This is a genomic window from Kitasatospora misakiensis, from assembly GCF_042656005.1.
Lineage (GTDB): Bacteria > Actinomycetota > Actinomycetes > Streptomycetales > Streptomycetaceae > Kitasatospora > Kitasatospora misakiensis.
Map to the genome: position 1 here is coordinate 135,834 of NZ_JBHSOF010000005.1, position 16,687 is coordinate 152,520.

General features: G+C 73.8%; 14 protein-coding genes and 1 pseudogene. 10 read left to right on the forward strand and 5 right to left on the reverse strand.

Translation table 11 applies throughout. From position 1 onward, the window contains the following. Positions 1-176 precede the first annotated feature (176 nt). From ACFP3U_RS06540 to ACFP3U_RS06555, 4 genes are read left to right on the forward strand one after another with little or no spacing between them, the layout of a single operon-like run. Positions 177-1,556: a hypothetical protein gene (locus ACFP3U_RS06540; protein ID WP_380224256.1), complete on the forward strand. Its 1,380-nt coding sequence runs from the start codon at positions 177-179 to the stop codon at positions 1,554-1,556. Then, positions 1,553-2,989, forward strand: coding sequence for a radical SAM protein (locus tag ACFP3U_RS06545; protein WP_380224257.1), 1,437 nt, complete (start codon positions 1,553-1,555; stop codon positions 2,987-2,989). The genes ACFP3U_RS06540 and ACFP3U_RS06545 overlap by 4 nt, the downstream gene beginning before the upstream one ends. Beyond that, on the forward strand, positions 2,986-4,932 hold the full coding sequence (locus ACFP3U_RS06550; RefSeq protein WP_380224258.1) for a LodA/GoxA family CTQ-dependent oxidase: 1,947 nt from the start codon (positions 2,986-2,988) through the stop codon (positions 4,930-4,932). Before ACFP3U_RS06545 ends, ACFP3U_RS06550 begins: the two co-directional genes overlap by 4 nt. After that, complete coding sequence (locus ACFP3U_RS06555) at positions 4,929-5,957, forward strand: hypothetical protein (protein WP_380224259.1); 1,029 nt, start codon at positions 4,929-4,931, stop codon at positions 5,955-5,957. Before ACFP3U_RS06550 ends, ACFP3U_RS06555 begins: the two co-directional genes overlap by 4 nt. A 36-nt stretch (positions 5,958-5,993) precedes the next feature. On the opposite strand, the gene ACFP3U_RS06560 is transcribed toward ACFP3U_RS06555, so the two are convergent. Together ACFP3U_RS06560 and ACFP3U_RS06565 are read right to left on the reverse strand one after the other, a co-directional pair. Next, the gene (locus ACFP3U_RS06560; RefSeq protein ID WP_380224260.1) at positions 5,994-7,070 is read right to left on the reverse strand and encodes a phosphatidylinositol-specific phospholipase C domain-containing protein; all 1,077 of its coding nucleotides are present in this window, start codon (positions 7,068-7,070) and stop codon (positions 5,994-5,996) included. Between the two features lie 242 nt (positions 7,071-7,312). Beyond that, positions 7,313-8,224, reverse strand: coding sequence for a glutaminase (locus ACFP3U_RS06565; protein ID WP_380224338.1), 912 nt, complete (start codon positions 8,222-8,224; stop codon positions 7,313-7,315). A 189-nt stretch (positions 8,225-8,413) separates the two neighbouring features. Here ACFP3U_RS06565 and ACFP3U_RS06570 point away from each other — a divergent pair. The 5 genes and pseudogenes from ACFP3U_RS06570 to ACFP3U_RS06590 form a co-directional block, all read left to right on the forward strand. After that, positions 8,414-9,220: pseudogene (locus ACFP3U_RS06570) on the forward strand (methyltransferase); the annotation flags it as partial. Between the two features lie 136 nt (positions 9,221-9,356). Then, on the forward strand, positions 9,357-10,493 hold the full coding sequence (locus ACFP3U_RS06575) for a serine hydrolase domain-containing protein (protein ID WP_380224261.1): 1,137 nt from the start codon (positions 9,357-9,359) through the stop codon (positions 10,491-10,493). Between the two features lie 95 nt (positions 10,494-10,588). Next, positions 10,589-10,855 carry a hypothetical protein gene (locus ACFP3U_RS06580; RefSeq protein WP_380224262.1) on the forward strand — a complete coding sequence of 89 codons (267 nt, stop codon included), beginning with the start codon at positions 10,589-10,591 and terminating at the stop codon, positions 10,853-10,855. Between the two features lie 82 nt (positions 10,856-10,937). Further along, complete coding sequence (locus ACFP3U_RS06585) at positions 10,938-11,606, forward strand: hypothetical protein (protein ID WP_380224263.1); 669 nt, start codon at positions 10,938-10,940, stop codon at positions 11,604-11,606. Between the two features lie 146 nt (positions 11,607-11,752). Beyond that, positions 11,753-12,589, forward strand: coding sequence for a M4 family metallopeptidase (locus ACFP3U_RS06590; protein WP_380224264.1), 837 nt, complete (start codon positions 11,753-11,755; stop codon positions 12,587-12,589). A gap of 171 nt (positions 12,590-12,760) precedes the next feature. Here the strand turns inward: ACFP3U_RS06590 and ACFP3U_RS06595 are convergent, their stop codons facing one another. Beyond that, positions 12,761-13,855, reverse strand: a complete 1,095-nt coding sequence (locus ACFP3U_RS06595) for a winged helix DNA-binding domain-containing protein (protein WP_380224265.1) — start codon at positions 13,853-13,855, stop codon at positions 12,761-12,763. A gap of 82 nt (positions 13,856-13,937) precedes the next feature. Next, a complete protein-coding gene (locus ACFP3U_RS06600; RefSeq protein WP_380224266.1) occupies positions 13,938-14,360 on the reverse strand; it encodes a VOC family protein in 423 nt (140 codons plus the stop codon). A gap of 172 nt (positions 14,361-14,532) precedes the next feature. On the opposite strand from ACFP3U_RS06600, the gene ACFP3U_RS06605 reads away from it, so the two are divergent. After that, positions 14,533-15,534, forward strand: a complete 1,002-nt coding sequence (locus ACFP3U_RS06605) for a helix-turn-helix transcriptional regulator (protein ID WP_380224267.1) — start codon at positions 14,533-14,535, stop codon at positions 15,532-15,534. 16 nt (positions 15,535-15,550) lie between these two features. Here ACFP3U_RS06605 and ACFP3U_RS06610 read toward each other — a convergent pair whose 3' ends face one another. Beyond that, a complete protein-coding gene (locus tag ACFP3U_RS06610) occupies positions 15,551-16,597 on the reverse strand; it encodes a cytochrome P450 (protein WP_380224268.1) in 1,047 nt (348 codons plus the stop codon). Positions 16,598-16,687: the final 90 nt, after the last annotated feature.

The following is a 16,687-nucleotide window of genomic DNA, read 5'->3' on the forward strand; positions in this document are numbered from 1 at the left end:
GAGAGGAAACCTGGCGTGCGGTCGTGTCGAACGCCCCACCCGGTCACCTTTCGCGTATGTTCGGTCACCTCTCGTCATGTCCGGTGCAGCCTCGGCGGACTCCGCGACCCATGGGATCGCACACGATCGTTCCCCCTCCCCCGGGCCGCACGCCTCCCGCCCCCAAGGAGACGCCGGTGATCGACCGCCTCTGGCTCCAACCGCCGCTCGCCATCGCCCGGCTGGGGCCCTCCCCCGTGCCGTGCGACAACTACCGCTGGGGGCCGAGCGACCTCTCGGCGCGCGGCTCCGGCAAGACCACCGTCGAGCCCGCCCCCACCCTGGACCTCGCCCCCGACGGCACGCTGACCGAGCGCACCCCCGACCGGGCCGTGTTCAAGGACGAGCACGGCTGGCGCCCGGTCTGCCCCTACTTCGAGCTGCACGGCAGCTGGACCGTCGACGGCACCGGCCGGACGGGGCCGCTCACCGAGGCGGTCCTCGCGCAGTTCGGCCTCGGCCTCGCCGATCTGCGCTGGCAGGTCGCCGTCGCCAACCACAAGGCGCACCACTACACCCAGAGCCCCGGGGACCGGATCGAGGCGCGGGCCGAGGTCCGCGGCGACGACCACACCCGGCACCCCCTGGACGGGACCTCCCCGCAGGGCGCCGCCCCGCAGGACGCCTCCCCGCCGCTGGTCGGGCCCGGGCGGCGCCTGCCGCTCGGCGCGGTGCAGGTGCCGGCGCCCAACGACCGGCTGCCCGAACTCCGGCTGCGCTTCACCCCGGCGGTCGGCGCCGTCTACGGCCCGACCGACCTGCCGAACGAACCCGCCGCGCCGGGCGAGCCCGAGGCGTACCTGCTGCCGCCCGAGCGCCTGATCCTCAATCCGGACGCCGTCTGGTGCGGCTTCCCGCTCGCCGAGACCAGCACCGATCCGCGCACCATGCCGCCCGGGCTGTTCGCCAACGCCGAGAACCAGGTCAGCCTCGGCCTGATCGACGACGTCTGCGACGGCACGGTCACCGTCACCCTGCCCGGCGGGCTGAGCGCCACCGCCCGGATCGTCGCCAGCCCGCCCGACTTCGCGCCGGACCGCCGCCCGTTCGTCTCGCTCGCCGACGGACTCGTCGACCGGGTCCGGCGCGCCGAGGTCCAGGACCCCGCCTACCTCGCCGACGAGCGGCAGACCGCCCTGGAGATCCGCGACCTGTTCGAACGGATCCTGGAGACCATGGGGAACATCAACGTCGATGTGCAGAACGAGCGCGTCGGCTTCCCGCTGCCCGTCCCCGAGGAGCTCACCGGCGTCGTGCTCGGGCTCACCGAGAACGGCCGCCGCCGCCACCGCCGCTTCGTCGCGCTGGAGGTCCTGGAGGACCTGCTGCGCGAGCAGCCGGAGCTGATCGGGCGGGTGGTGCGCGAGCCCGTCCCCGACGACCCGGGCTTCGACGCCCGGATGCCGGTCGCGATGCGCGGCGCCGACGCCGCCGCGCTCCACCTGACCCGCCGCCAGTACGACCTGCTGGTCGCCTGGGCCCGCTCGCTGCGCGCGGACACGGAGGTCGGCTCATGACCGTACTCCTGCAGATCGGCCGCCGCCCGCCCGGGCCCGCGGCGTCCGCTCTCCCCGCACCCGCCGCCCCGCCCACCGGCCACCCCGACCTCCGGGTGTTCCGCAGCGCGCACGGCGCGCACCTGTTCCTCGCGGACGGCAGCCGGGTCTACGACCTGCCCGACGAGCGCACCGCCGCCCGCCTAGAGCGCTGGGCCACCGCCCCGGACGGCGCGCTCGACGAGCTCGCCCGGGAACTCGGCCTGCCGCTCTGGGAGCGGCCCCCGCGGATCGACGGCACACCCGCCGAAGTCCCACCGCTCGCCTCGCTCTCGCTCAACGTGATGCAGGCGTGCAACCTGAGCTGCGGTCACTGCTACGCCGACGAGGGCCGGTTCGGCGGCTCGGCCCGCGCGATGCCCCGGGCCACCGCCTTCGCGGCCGTCGACCGCCTGCTCGCCGAGGCCGCGCCCGGCGCCGACGTGGTGGTCGGCTTCATGGGCGGCGAGCCGCTGCTGGCCCGCGAGCTGGTGCACCAGGTGGTCGCGTACGCCGAACGGGCCGGCGCGGCCACCGGGCACCCGGTCCGCTTCGCGCTCACCACCAATCTGACCGTGCTGCGCCCCGAGGACGCCCGGCTGTTCGCCGCGCACCCGTTCACCGTCACGGTCAGCCTCGACGGGGACCGCGCCGGGCACGACGCGCTCCGGCGCGCGCCGGGCGGCGGCAGCGCGTACGACCGGCTGCGCGCCGGGCTGGCCCTGCTGGAGCGGCACGGGCGCCCGCGCCACCTGGCCGCCCGGGTCAGCGTCACCCCGCACACCGGCCGGCTGCTCGACGTCCTGGAGCACGGCATCGGCCTGGGCTTCGACGAGGTCGGCTTCGCCGCCGTGGTCAGCGCGCCGGACCCGGGCTACGAGATCACCGCCGACACCTTCGGCGGCTTCCTGGCGCAGATGGTCGAGTGCGGCGAGCGGGCGCTGGCCGAGCTGTCCGCCGGGCGCCGCTACCCGTTCGGGAACTTCGAGACCGCCCTGCACCAGCTGCACCGGGGCACCCACCGCCCCTACCCGTGCGGCGCGGGCGCCGGCTACCTGAGCGCCGCGGCGGACGGCGGGCTCTACGCCTGCCACCGGCTGGTCGGCGACCCGGAGTTCGCGATGGGCTCGCTGGCGGAAGGGCCGGACCGCGCCGCCCGCGAGCGCCTGCTGGCACAGCGCCACGTCGACCGCGCCGAGCCCTGCCGCTCCTGCTGGGCCCGCTACCTGTGCGGCGGCGGCTGCCACCACGAGGTGACCCGGCGCGGCCGGCCCGGCTGCGACTACATCCGCGGCTGGCTCGCCTTCTGCCTGCGGGCCTACGTCGAACTCTGCGAAGCGGCGCCCGGCTACTTCCGGGCGCCGGCCGATCAGGCGGGCCCCGTCGGCGCCGCCGGCCGAAGGGAGCAGTCATGACCGACCCGACACCCGACGGGAAGATCTTCCCGCGCAACCTCACCGCCAGGGCGGACCACGTGGTCCGCGGCAACCCCGCCGCCACCCGCCCCGAGAGCGGCGTCGACAACTGCTTCCCCGGGCTGGAAATCGACCAGCGCAACCTCGACCGGGCGTTCTTCCCCGGCCTGCGGGTCGACTTCCAGCGACTCAACGGCAGCCGGGCGCTCGCCGTGGCCGGCGGCCCCGCCGCCGCCCAGGGCCTGCGCGACAGCGACCTCATGGACGAGGCCAACCCGGTCTTCGTCTGGGCGCTCTGCGGGCGCACCACCGTCGACCAGACCGAGGCGCAGGCCCCCGTCATCAGCTGCCGGGGGATGGACGGCCTGGACGTCTGGCGCCGGGTGCACGACCTGCTGCCCGGCCGGATCGCCGTGCTGCTCGGCCCCGGCCCGGGCTTCTCCTCCCCCGGCGCCACCATCGTCGGCGACCTCAACGGCATCCGGCGCAACAACAACTCCTTCGTCCGGCGCGGCCCGGGCGGCCGGTTCCGGCTCGCCGTACTGATCGCCGACCGGGCCCGCTACCTGGACGAGAACGGGGTCATCGACCCCGAGGTCTACGAGCCTGGCGACCTCACCCGCACGCTGTGCGCGCCCTGGCAGTACGACTTCCGGGACTGCGCCTGCTTCTACTGGGCGGCCTCCAAGCCCGACGTCACCAGCAGCCCCGACGGCGCCGTCCCGCAACTGAACTTCCTGCGCCGCGACCGCGCGCTCACCCCCGACCTGGACACCGACGCGGGCGCGCCCGGCGCCGAGCGCGGCGTCCGTACCGAGCTGGAGTTCACCTACCAGGGGCTGATCAGCGACTGGGGCGTCCTGCCGCCGGTCCTCAACGACCGGGAGGCGGACACCCTCGGCATCCCCGCCGCACCGGCCGTGGAGCTGCTGAGCCGCGCTGAGGTGATCGCCAAGCTGAGGGACCTGGCGACGGTCGAGCACGCGCTGTGCGTGGAGTACCTGTTCGCACACTACTCGCTCAACGCGCCCCGCGAGCTGCCGCGCGGCACCGGGCCGACCACGCTCACCGGGCGGATCCACGCGGCCGCCGCGGAGATCTTCGCCGTCGCGATCGACGAGATGCGCCACCTGCGCTGGGTCAACGAGGCGCTCGGCACCCTCGGCGAGCCGGTCTCCCTCGGCCGCGCCGCGAACATCGACCGGGACGGGCCGCACCCCTTCCAGCTGCGGCGGCTCGACCCCGAGGTGCTGAGCTGGTTCATCGAGGTGGAGGCCCCGAGCCAGGCGGCCGGCACCGGCATCGACGGCATGTACGTCAGGCTGCACGAGACGCTGGTCCGCCACCCGGAGCTGTTCCCCGAGGACCCGGACGGCCGGCTCGGCCACCTGGTCAAGCTGATCATCGACGAGGGCGGCGACCACTTCCGGCGGTTCAAGACCGTCGAACGCCACCTCTCGGCGCTCGATCCGCAGCAGTACCTGCGCACCCTCGGGCCGGGCGACGGCAGCCCGTTGCAGACCCAGCTGCTCGACCTCGCCGACCAGTACTACGCGATCCTGCTCAGTACGCTGCACAGCACGCTCTCCCTGGGCGACCGGGCGGGCGGGGTGCTGATCGAGCAGTCCCGGCGGACGATGGCCAACCTGCACGAGACCCACCACGCGCTCGCCGCGCGCGGCGTGGCGCCCCGCTTCACCCTGCCGGCCTGGCTCACCCCAGCGCCGGGCGGCGGGGGCGGGGGCGGACCGGTGGCCGGCGGGCTCGTCGACGGGCAGGTCACCCGGGCGGCGGCGCTGGCCGCGATCGAGGCGCAGCGGGCGATCGGCAAGCTCGGCGATCAGGCGACGCGGTCCATGGCGCACCGGCAGCAGCGGGACGTCCGGGCGCTGCTGACCGTCCTGGCGCTGCACTCGGGGGACGGGGACGGGGACGGCGGGTGAGCGCGGCCGGCGTCCCGACGGGTACCGCGCGCGGCCTCACCCCCGGCGTCACGGTCGCCGGCTCCGGGCTCGCCGAGCTGACCTGCGCCCGGCTGCTGGCCGGGCACGGGCACCTCGTGCGGCTGGCGCCCGCCGCCCCGGACGCCGGACCGCGTCCGCTGCTGCTCACCGCGCCCACGCTCGACCTCCTCCGGTCGCTGTGGGGCGACGGACTCGTCGACGACGCGCCCCGGCTGACCCATCGCCGGGTGCGCTGGGGCGCGCACGCCCCGGCGGCCCGGTTCGCCCAGCCCGCGTGGGTGGTGGACGGCGCGGTCCTGGCCCGCCGGATGCGCGCACGCCTGGGACCGCTCCCCGGCCCGGACGGCCCCACCCGCTGGACGGTCACCGCCCGGGCCGAAGCCGAACCGGTCGACGCGGTCCAGCCCGCTGGCCCGGTCCAACTGCCGCAGGCGGGGCGGCGCCACCTGCTCGCCGGCACCACCGCGCTGCGGCCCGGCGAGGACGCGGCGACGGCCGTCCTGGACACCACCGAACTCGGCTGGCTCCAGCTCACCCCGCTGGGCGCGGGCGACTGCCTGGTCCAGGCGATGGTGCCCGGTCCGGCCCGGGACCCCGCCGCCCTGCTCGGCCGGATCATCGCCGACTCCCCGCTCGGCGCCGCGCTGCGCCGTCCGCCCCGGTCCGCCGCGTCCGTCGCGGCCGCCCCACGGCTGCATCCCGCCCCCGCGCTCGCCCCCACCGAGCGGCAGCCGCACGGCCGGCTGACCGTCGGGGCGGGCGCGATCCGCTTCGACCCGCTCAGCGGCACCGGCACCGCCCAGGCACTGCGCACGGCGATCTTGGCCTCCGCCGTCGTGGACGCCGAGACCGCCGGCATCCCGGCACCCCCGCTGTGCGCCCACTACACCCGCCGGCTGCGTGCCGCGTACGCCGAACACCTGCGCAGCTGCGCCGCCCTGTACGGCACGGCCTTCACCGGCCCCGCCTGGCAGGACGAACTCGACGCGGCCCGCCGGGCCTGACGTCCCCCGCGACGGCTCGGTGTTCAACCACCGGGCTCAGCCCCGGGACAGGACGAGGGACTGGACGGCCGGGAGCTTGCGCCAGTCGCTGGAGACGATGCTCGCGTGGGCGCGGGCAAGCTGTTCGGCGCGGGCGCGGGCCTGGTCGGCGGTGGGGTCGGTGCCGCTGATCGCCGGGGCGACGTTGTGGGCGTCGGTCATCGTCAGCAGGTAGTGGTTGGTGTCGTACCAGGAGGTGTCGACGCCGTTCACATAGGCGGCCGCGTCACCGTCGAAGACCACGAACCAGGGGCGGATCGAGGTCTCGCTGTACCGGGTGCGCGGGTCGCCGGCCGCCGCGCCGAGCGCGGTCGGGAACATCCGGGCCTCGCCGACCCGGCCCGCCGCGGCCAGGTCGCGCAGGTGGCGGCCGTACTCGACGTCGGTGTGCAGGGTGTCGAAGGGGTTGTCCAGCTCGACGGTGCCGGGGATCACGTACACCAGGGCGCGGCCGGCCAGCGCCGCCCGGCTCGGCCAGTTGCCCGCGCGGACCGCGTCGTCGAGGGTCGGGTGGCTGCCGCCGCCGGGCTTGGCGAGCAGGTCGGCCGGGCGCAGGGCGGCGGAGCCGAGGTGGGCGGCGATCAGCGCGTCGAGCTGGGCGGGGCCCATGCCGAGGTTCCCGGAGAAACCCGGCTTGAGCTCCAGCTTGATCACCAGCGGTCCGGCGCCGGGGTGGGCGCCGAGCCAGACCCGCACGTCGTCCAGGCAGGTCTCCAGGTTCTTGTTGCCGCTGCCGGAGTAGAGCTGGGCGGGCGTGCTCGCGCTGACGCAGTTGTTGGCGTTGCCCAGCGCGTTGGAGTGGCTGACCTTCCACTCCTTGGTGATGACGTTCGGCCAGGCGTCCAGCTCGATCATGCCGGTGCCGGTGTCCAGGCCCTGGGCGAGGTACCTGAAGGCGGCCGGGTCGTAGGTGTTGTGCAGGCCGACAGTGGTCGCGGAGCCGAACGGGAGCTCGCCGGGGGCGCCGGGGGTGGCCTGCGCCGCGGTGCCGAGCGGCAGGACGGCGGAGACCGCGGCGAACAGGCCGACGGCGAGGGTGCCGATGAGGGCACGGCGGGCACGGCGGACGGTCACGGTGTCTGTCCCCTGGTCAGTGCGCCTGCGGGCCGGCGCGCCTTCGGCGGTGGCTCCGCCGATGCAGAGCATGACCGGGCCGGCTGTCGGGCCGGTGAAGGGGACATAACAAATGTGCGACCGTCAGCTGCCGGGCCGTCACCCCTCGCGGTGGTGCTTCGGGTGTTTGATGGCGGTTTCTGGTCTTAACTGGCGCTCTTGGGTGCTTTCCGCCGATTCGCGCACCTTGGGCGCCCCGGGTGTCAGAAGACGGACCAGCCCGTGGCCGTCGTGAGGGCGTCCAGGGCGGCGACGCCGAGCACCGAGTTGCCGGCCGCGTCCAGGCCGGGGCTCCAGGTGCAGACCGCGCCCCGGCCGGGCAGCACCGCGAGGACACCGCCGCCGACCCCGCTCTTGCCGGGCAGGCCCACCCGGTAGGCGAACTCGCCCGCGGCGTCGTAGGTGCCGCAGGTGAGCAGCACGGCGTTGACCCGCTTGGCCTCGCTGCGCGACAGCAGGCGCGAGCCGTCGGCCCGCACGCCGTGGCGGGCGAGGAAGAGGCCCGCCAGGGCCAGGTCGCGGCAGCTCACCGCGATCGCGCAGTGCGCGTAGTAGTGCGCGAGGACGTCCTCGACCGGGTTGCGCAGATTGCCGTAACTGGCCATGAAGTGCGCCATGGCGGCGCTGCGGTGGCCGTGCTCGGCCTCCGAGGCGGCCACCGCGCGGTCCACGGCGACGGCGGGGTCGCCGGACTCCGCGCGCAGGAAGTCCAGGACCGCGCCGACCGCGTCCCCGGTGAGCTCCAGCAGGCGGTCGGTCACCACGAGGGCGCCGGCGTTGATGAAGGGATTGCGCGGGATGCCGTGCTCCGACTCCAGCTGGACCAGGGAGTTGAACGGATTGCCGGAGGGTTCGCGGCCCACCCCGCCCCACAGGCCGTCGCCGCCCTCGGCCAGCGCCAGGGCGAGGGTGAACAGCTTCGACACCGACTGGACGGAGAACGGCTGCTGCCAGTCCCCCGCGCCGAACACCTGGCCGTCCACGGTCGCGATCGCCATGCCGAACGCCGACGGGTCGGCCTCGGCGAGAGCCGGGATGTAGTCGGCCACCCGGCCGCGCAGCGGCGAGCGCACGGCCGCCGCCATGGCGTCGTGCACGAGGGCCTGGTAGTCCACGGCGGGGTCGTTCGCGCCGTTGGCCTTGTTCGTGGTGCTCATGTCGTTCATATCGTCCGCGTTGTTCATGTCGTCCGCGTCGTTCGTGTCGTTCACTGCGCCATTGTCGTGGCTCGGGCCTGTTCGACGCTGGTTTGCCCGCGGGGAGAGGGCTGTGCGAGCCTGTTGCGTCATCTCGGAGACGACTACCGCCTGGACCTGCGCCGGGCCCCCGATGTGCGCCAGGCATGCACCGAGGCGTACGGTCCGCCGTCCGCGCCGATGGCCGTCCCGCTCACCGAGCTCCTGGGCGTGGTCGGAGCGCACCAGTGGCGCACGAAGGGCGTGGAGGTACCGGCCCTCGGCGCTCGCGTTCACCCGCACTACGGCGTGTTCTCCCCGGTCAGGGGCGAGTACGTCGACCTCGTCGCCCGGGCACCGCTCCCCGCGCCGGCGGCCTGTCGCGCGGGGCGCCGTACCGCGTTCGACCTCGGGACGGGGACGGGAGTGCTCGCCGCCGTCCTGGCCCGTCGGGGGATCGAGCACGTCGTGGCCACCGACATCAGCCCCCGCGCCCTGGCCTGCGCGCGCGAGAACGTCCGCCGACTGCACCTCACCGGACGCGTCGACATCGTGGGCCCTGGGCTGTTCCCCGAAGGGCGCGCGGACCTCGTCGTCTGCAACCCGCCCTGGATTCCGGCCCGGCCCACCTCCGACGTCGAGCAGGGCGTCTACGACCCGGGCGGCAGCATGCTCCGCGCGTTCCTGGCCGGACTCGCCGCGCACCTCGAACCGGGAGGTGAGGGATGGCTCATCCTGTCGGACCTGGCCGAGCGCCTCGGGCTCAGGACGCGCGGCGAACTCCTGGCCGCCATCGAGGCGGCGGGCCTGCACGTGCTGGACAGGACCGACACCCGGCCGCGGCATCCACGAGCGCGGGACGCCGCGGATCCCCTCCACGCCGCCCGCGCCGCGGAGGTCACCACGCTCTGGCGTCTCGCCGCCGGCGGGGCTTGAAGACGGGCCCTGGTGATCACCGGGACCGGCGCCGGCGCTGTGGCTACGCGACGTCATTTCCCAGGTCAGCGCCGGGGAATAGCACGGCCCACCCCGTTGCTGAACGGGCAACTATCGACGGACAAAGGGGTCAGCCATGTCAGTGAACGGGACGGTCGCCGAGGGGTTCGAGGGCGTCCGGGAGGAGTTCGAGGCTTTCCTCGTCGAGGAGCCGGCCGAGCCGGGCGCGCAGCTCGCCGCGTACCTGGACGGGCGGCTGGTGGTCGACCTGTGGTCCGAGGGCGTCGAGCGGGAGAGCCTGACCGGCGTCTACTCGGTGACCAAGGGCGCCGCACACCTGCTCGTCGCCCTGCTGGTGCAGGACGGCGTGCTCGAACTGGACCGCACGGTGGCCTCGTACTGGCCGGAGTTCGCCGCCGAGGGCAAGGACCGGCTGACCCTGCGCGAGCTGCTGGCGCACCGGGCCGGGGCGATCTCGGTGGAGGGCGGCTTCTCGGCGGAGGAGCTGGCCGACGACCGACTGGTCGCCGAGCGGCTCGCCCCGCACAAGCCGTACTGGGAGCCCGGCACCGCGCACGGCTACCACGCCACCGTGATCGGCGCGCTGACCGGCGAGGTGGTGCTGCGGGCCACCGGCCGCACCCTGCAGGAGCTGTACGAGGAGCGGATCCGCGCGCCGTACGGCCTGGACCTCTACCTCGGGCTGCCCGAGGAGTTGGAGCCGCGGTTCGTCAGCCTGCAGGAGGCCGCGCCGACGCCGGAGCAGCTGGCCGCCTTCGCCGGGCAGCCGCTGCCCGGGAAGGACGATCTGTTCGCGACCTCCTTCAACCTGCGCACCGACCTGGTGGACTTCGTCAACCGGCGGGAGACCAGGGCCAAGGGCTCGGCCTCGGCCGGCGGCGTGGGCAGCGCGCGCGGTGTCGCCGGGATGTACGCGGCGGCGATCAGCGGCTTCGGCGGCCACGGCCCGCTGCTGAAGCCGGAGACCGTCGCCGAGTTCACCACCCGGCAGTACCGGGGCACCGACCTGGTGACCGGCGAGGTGGACAACTTCGCGCTGGGCTTCGAGACTTCGGGCCTGCGCTACCCGTTCCTCGGCGCGGACGCCTTCGGCCACCCCGGGGTGGCCGGCGGTCAGGGCTTCGCCGACCCGGCGAGCGGCGTGGCGTACGGCTACACCCGGCGGCGGTTCACCTTCCCGCCCTCCGGCGGCGCGCCGGAGAACGACCGGCTGGCCGCGGCCGTGGTGGCAGCCGCCCGAACGGTGCGCTGACGCCGCCGGACGCCGTGCCCCCACCCCACTCGTGAACAGCCGTACTCGGGTTGCCGAGCGGGTGGGGGAACGCGTCGGCCTGGTTGGATGCGGGTATGTCCGATGCCGCACACGTTGACGAAGTCCCGGCTGCGCTCGCATTGACCGGACATACCGGCACGGTGCTGGCGGTGGCGACGACAGTGGTGGTCGACGGCCGGGTCCTCGCTCTTACCGGCAGCGGCGAGGACTTCCACGGAGAGCTGTGGGTGCGGGATGTGATCGCCCGTGAGCGGGTAGGGCCGGAGCTGGTGTTCCCGCACCCGGTCCGCGCGTCGGCCGGGGCGCCCGGAGGTCGGCTGGTCCTGACCCCGGCACGGTGATCGTTCGGGCGGGCGCCCGAAGACAGCGTTGTCGGTGGGCTGTGGCAGGCTGTCCGCCATCCGACGAAGGGGAACGACGATCATGCACAGGCCGAGCCGACCCGAGGACCTCGACCGCGCCGAGCAGGTGTGGCCGCGCGCGGTGGTGTTCGCCCTGCTGGACGCCGCACAGGGCAATCGCGAGCACTGGCTGGACGAGCAGGGCGTGTGGAGCGAGAACGGCGGCGGCTCCTACTGGTGGCGCCTCACCCTGCTCGACGACGGCCACGCGGTCTTCTGCGGCCAGGACGCCGACGGCAGCCACACCCACATCGACGACCGCCAGATCGACTTCCTGGCCGGCGGCCCCGAGTGGCTGCCGTCGGAGCAGCTGCGCGAGGACGCCGAGGGCAACCTCTTCGGCTTCCTGTACTGGTGGCAGGACGACGCGTGGCACCGCATCCCGTACCCGGACGCGCTGCCCGAGGACGGCCTGGCCGCCGCCGCACCGTGGCTCGGCTCCGAGCAGCAGTTCCTCACCGACGCGGCGAGCATGGCCTGGGTGCTGCACGAGGACGAACCGGCGTTCACGGCAGCCCTCGTACGCTTCCTCCGCCGCGCCGAGGACCGTACCGTCGACGCCGCCGCGGTGTCGGACCTGCTCGCGGCGGCCGGCCCCGGGGACGACGACCGGGAGGACCTGCGGTTCGAGCCGGCCCTGGAGGTCGCCGTCCGCGCGGGGCTCACCAGCCTCGCCCCCTCGGGCGACTGACGGCCGGTCGGCCGGAGAGTCCTGGACGCCGCCGACGACAGCCCTCCTATACCTTGACACCGGGGCTTTGGGCGGGAATCCGTAAAAATCACTCGATCCGGTGATGAGCGGAGTCTCGGCGGTGGTCCGCTGCCAGGATGACGATCATGACTTCTTCTCCCGCTCTGCCCGCACGCCAGATCTATGACGCCAGTAAGGGCGGCGATCCGGGCAAGCTCATCCTTCAGGACGGCGGTACCACCCAGGACGGCCCGGCCAACAACGTCTACGAGAACCTCGGCATCGTGGCCGGCTTCTTCCAGGAACAGTTCGGCCGCCAGTCCTACGACGGCAAGAACGCCACCCTCAAGGCGCGCGTCCACACCGGCCCCGGTGGCAACGCGTACTGGGACGGTCTGCGCTTCAACTTCGCCGACGGCGACGCGAGCAAGGTCGGCGATCCCACCGCGGTGCTGGACGTGGTCGGCCACATGTACACCGAGGCTGTCATCCAGACCACCGCCGGCCTGGAGCTGAACGGGCAGTCCGGTGCGCTCCTGATGTCGATCGCGGACGTGTTCGGTGTGCTCGCCAAGCAGAAGCACCTCGGGCAGACCGCCGAGAAGGCCGACTGGCTCGTCGGTGTCGGTCTCTTCAAGGACAAGCCCGACACGGGCCTGCGCTCGATCAAGGAGCCCTCCCTCTACAAGCACCCCGCGCACATGAGCAGCTACGTCGAGACCTACTCCGACAACGGCGGCGTCCACACCAACTGCGGCATCCCCAGCCGCGCGTTCTACCTCCTCGCCACGGACCTCGGCGGCCAGGCCTGGGAAGCAGCGGGCAAGATCTGGTACACCGCCCTGACGCGGTACGCCTCCCGCGACACCGACTTCGAGGGCTTCGCGCAGGCCACCGCCGCCGCAGCCAAGCAGCTCTTCGGCGACGACCACGTCAGCAAGGTCACTGCGGCCTGGAAGTCCGTCGGCGTCAGCATCGGCTGAGCCGAGCCGGCAGCCGCATGCCGCCGTCGGGTCCACGAGGACGGCCTGCCTCCCGGCCGGGCTCCGACAGCGGCATGCCGCAGGGCAGTCAAGTTCCTCCGGCACGCCGCCGGACACGTCGGGGGCGAACCGGCTGGGTTTCGCGATGCTGTTGAGGTTCTTCGGTGATCGTCAGTTTCCGGCGTCGAGTCGGATGTGCTCGATGTCGTCGTCCAGGAAGGCGGCCAGCGCCTGGGCTTCGGTGTGGACGGCTTCCCGTTCCAGGGTGGTGAGGGGGCGCAGGGGGCTGATGTGGAGGTGGTGGTCGCGCACGGTCCAGGTGGCGGTGACGCGGCCGTCGACGAGGACGGTGCGGTGGCCCGCGACGGAGAGGCCGAGGTGGGGGGCGTCGATGATGCGGCTGCGGTCGTGGTAGCCGAGGATCGCGTTGTCGAAGGCCGGGAGGAACCGGACGGGGGCCGGGGTGTCGGGGTGGGGGCGGGGTGCGTCGGGCAGGTCGAGCAGTTCGCGGCCGCGTTCGTCACGGAAGGCGACGAGTTCTTCGCGGGCGGCTTTGACGGCGGCGGGAAGGCCGGCGAGGCCGCACCAGGCGCGCAAGTCCGCGCTGGCGGCGGGCCCGTACGCGGCGAGGTAGCGGTGCAGCAGTTGTTGTCCGACGGGGTCGTCGCCGTCGGTGGGGAGGGGGTCGATGTCCCGTGCCAGCCAGGTGCTCAGCGGCAGGTTGCGTACGCCGGCGGTCTGCTGCCACTGGCCGCGGGGCGGGAGTTGGGCCATGGGGATGAGGGCCGCGACGAGCAGTTCGCCCAGGACTCGGCGAGGCGGGCCGGGCCAGCGATCTGCGAGCGCCTGGACCAGCTCGGTCATGGTGCGGGGCTGTTGGTCGGCCATGACCGCGCGGCCGGCGGCGGCGAGTTCGTCCAGGTCGATGCCGGCCAGTTCGCGCCGGTAGGTCCCCAGCACCCGCTGGCGCAGCATGGCGTCGTGGCGGGCGCGCCAGGCGAGCGCGTCGTCGGCGGTGACGAGGTGGACGGTGCGCCGCATCAGGTGGGTGCGCACCACCGCGCGACCGGTCAGCGCGTCGTCGAGTCGCTCGGGTGTGAAGTCGGACAGGCGGGACCACAGCCCGGTGAAGGGTTCCTGGGGTTCCTGCGCCTGGAGGCCGCACAGGTGGGCCACGGCCTCCGGCACGGAGCTGTCGCTGCGTGCGAGCAGGTGTTGGCGGGCGAGGGTGGCGCGGTTGAGGGCGCGGGTGTCGAGGACGGTCATGGCCTTCTCACGCGGCGGCTGTTCGGTGCCTGCGTCCGTCCGGGCCGCCCGGACGGACGCAGGTATGTTCAGGTCGGTCGGTTCAGCCGTTGTACGGTGCGGCGACGTCCAGGACCCAGGTGATGCCGAAGCGGTCGGTGAGCATGCCGTACAGCGGTGCCCACTGTGCGGGCTCCAGGGGGCTCACGACGGTCGAGCCCTCGGCGAGCCTGCCCCACAGGGCGCTGATCTCCTCGGCGTCGTCGCCGCGGACGGAGACGAAGAACGGGTTCTCGCCCTGGTTCCAGGGCAGCTGCGAGGGGACGTCGTAGGCCATGACGTGGAAGCCGTTGTCGCCGGCCACCTCGCCCCACATCACCCAGTCCGCCTCGCTCTCGTCCCGTACGGCGCCCGCGTCCTTGTAGGTGACCGCGACGGTGCGTCCACCGAAGACGGTCCGGTAGAAGTCCAGCGCCTCACGCGCGGTGCCCCGGAAGTTCAGGTGGGTGGTGGTCGTGACGGACATGACCTGCTCCTTGCCTCGGTGTGGCACTCGGTGTGCCAGGTGTGCGCCGTCGGCCGTCGGGGCCGAGCGGCTGCTGCCGTGACCGGGGGGCGTGCCTCCCGAACGGCTCGGGTGCCACGATGGCAAAGGTAGAGGACAGGGTGTGTCCGGTACTCCGGGGAGGATGGGTGCCATGCAGAAGACGTCCGCCCGGCTGCTCGCGCTGCTCTCGCTCCTACAGACGCCCCGTGCCTGGTCCGGCGACGATCTCGCCGCCCGCCTCGGCATCACCTCGCGCACCGTGCGCCGTGACATCGACCGCCTGCGCGAACTCGACTACCCGATCACGACCGTCAAGGGACCGGCCGGCGGCTACCGCCTGGAGGCCGGCACCCGCCTGCCGCCCATGCTGTTCGACGACGGGCAGGCCGTCGCCCTGGCCGTCGCGCTGCGGACCGCGGCCGCCGGCACCACCGTCGCCGAGGACGCCGCCCGCGCGCTGGCCACCCTCCGCCAGGTCATGCCGCCCCGCCTGCGCCACCGCATCGACCTGCTGCAGATCACCGCCGTCCAACCGCCCGCGGCGGCCGGCGACACCCCGCAGGTCGACGCCCAGGTCCTGATCGAACTGAGCCGCGCCATCCACGCCCGCGAGGAACTGCGCTTCGACTACGCCCCGGGGCCGGGCACCTCGACCGATGACGTCCGCCGAGTACAACCCCACCACCTGGTCACCTGGCGTCAGCGCTGGTACCTCGTCGCCTGGGACCTCCACCGCGAGGACTGGCGCACCTTCCGCGTCGACCGCATCCGGCCCCGCACACCCACCGGCCCCCGCTTCACCCCGCGCGACCTCCCCGGCGGCACCGTCGACGCCTTCATCACCAGCCGGTTCCGCGGCAACGACGGCACCACCACCGACTGGCCCTGCCAAGGCGAGGTCGTCCTCCACTGCCCCGCCGCCGACATCGCGCCCTTCGCCCAGGACGCAATCGTCGAGGAACTCGGCCCCCACCGGTGCCGGCTCATCCTCGGCTCCTGGTCATGGACCGGACTCTCCACCGCCATCGGCCGCTTCGACACCGACATCGACGTCATCGGCCCACCCGAGCTGGCCGCCGCCTTCGGGGACCTCGCCGCCCGCTACGCCCACGCGGCCCGCACCGCACGACCGGAGACCGGCCCGGCGCGGTGAGGAAGCCGGCGGCGGGTCAGCGGCGGAGCATGCGGACGCCGGCGACCTCCAGCAGGCCGTTGAGCTCGACCTTGCCGACCCGCTGGTCCGGGTTCACCACCAGTCCGTCCCGGCGGACGATGTCGAGGATCCGCTCGGCCAGCGGCATCACCATGTGCCGCCCCCAGCACCGCTCGTTGGCGTGCCCGAACGGCAGGTAGCCGGGCTGGGTGTCGGGGTCCAGGCCCTTCCAGCGCTCCGGGCGGAAGGCCTCCGGGTCGTCCCACAGCCGGGGGTCGCGGTGGCTGAGCAGCGGCAGGACGAGGAGGTCGTCCTTGGGGCCGATCCGCCCGTCGACGGCGCCGAACTCCGGGGAGGCTACCCGCAGGATGTTCCAGGACGGCGGCAGCAGCCGCAGCGCCTCCAGCAGGATGTCCCGGTTCGGCACCTCGTCGTCGAACGGCGCTCCGAGCCAGACGGCGTTGGTCACCAGCGCGGCCACGGTGAAGCAGATCGGCCCCGCGACCCGCCGGTAGAGGTACATCGCGTAGCGACGGTCGTTGTAGGTCTCGGCGTCCAGCACCCGGGCCGCCAGATTCGACAGCGGAATCCTGGTGCCCGGTTTTCCGAGCATCGCCGTACCGGAGGTGACGGCCATCCAGGTCAATTTCGGGGTCAGTTCGAGGCGACGGTCGACGAGCACCCGGAAACGGAAACTCTCCTTCCCGAAGACCAGGTCGCGCAAATACACGTGCGGGGCGTGCGGCCATTTCCCGGCGAGATCCGCGCCGTCGTCCAGCGGCTTCTTCAGCGCCGTCCGGACGTCGGCGGACACCGCCTGCATGAGCGCCGCCGCATCGGCCCGGGTGACCAGCCGCCCCCGCACGGGCTTGAAGGTCGGGCGCTCCTCGGCGTTGGCCGGCCGGCTGCGCAGCAGCTCGTCCATGAGGTCGACGCCCGCCACCCCGACGGTGTCCGCCTCCAGGCGGAAGAGGTCCTGACCTCGGTACTTGTTCAGGAGTTCGTCGATCCGCGGCGCGAAGACGGTGACGCGGGCGCTCCGCCCGGTGCTGGACATGACCATCCGTGACTCCAAGGGTGGGCGGGTGTGCTGACGGGGCCCGCTCACGGTGAGCGACCCACTCACGGTGAGCGGGACGTGCCCGGCGAGGCC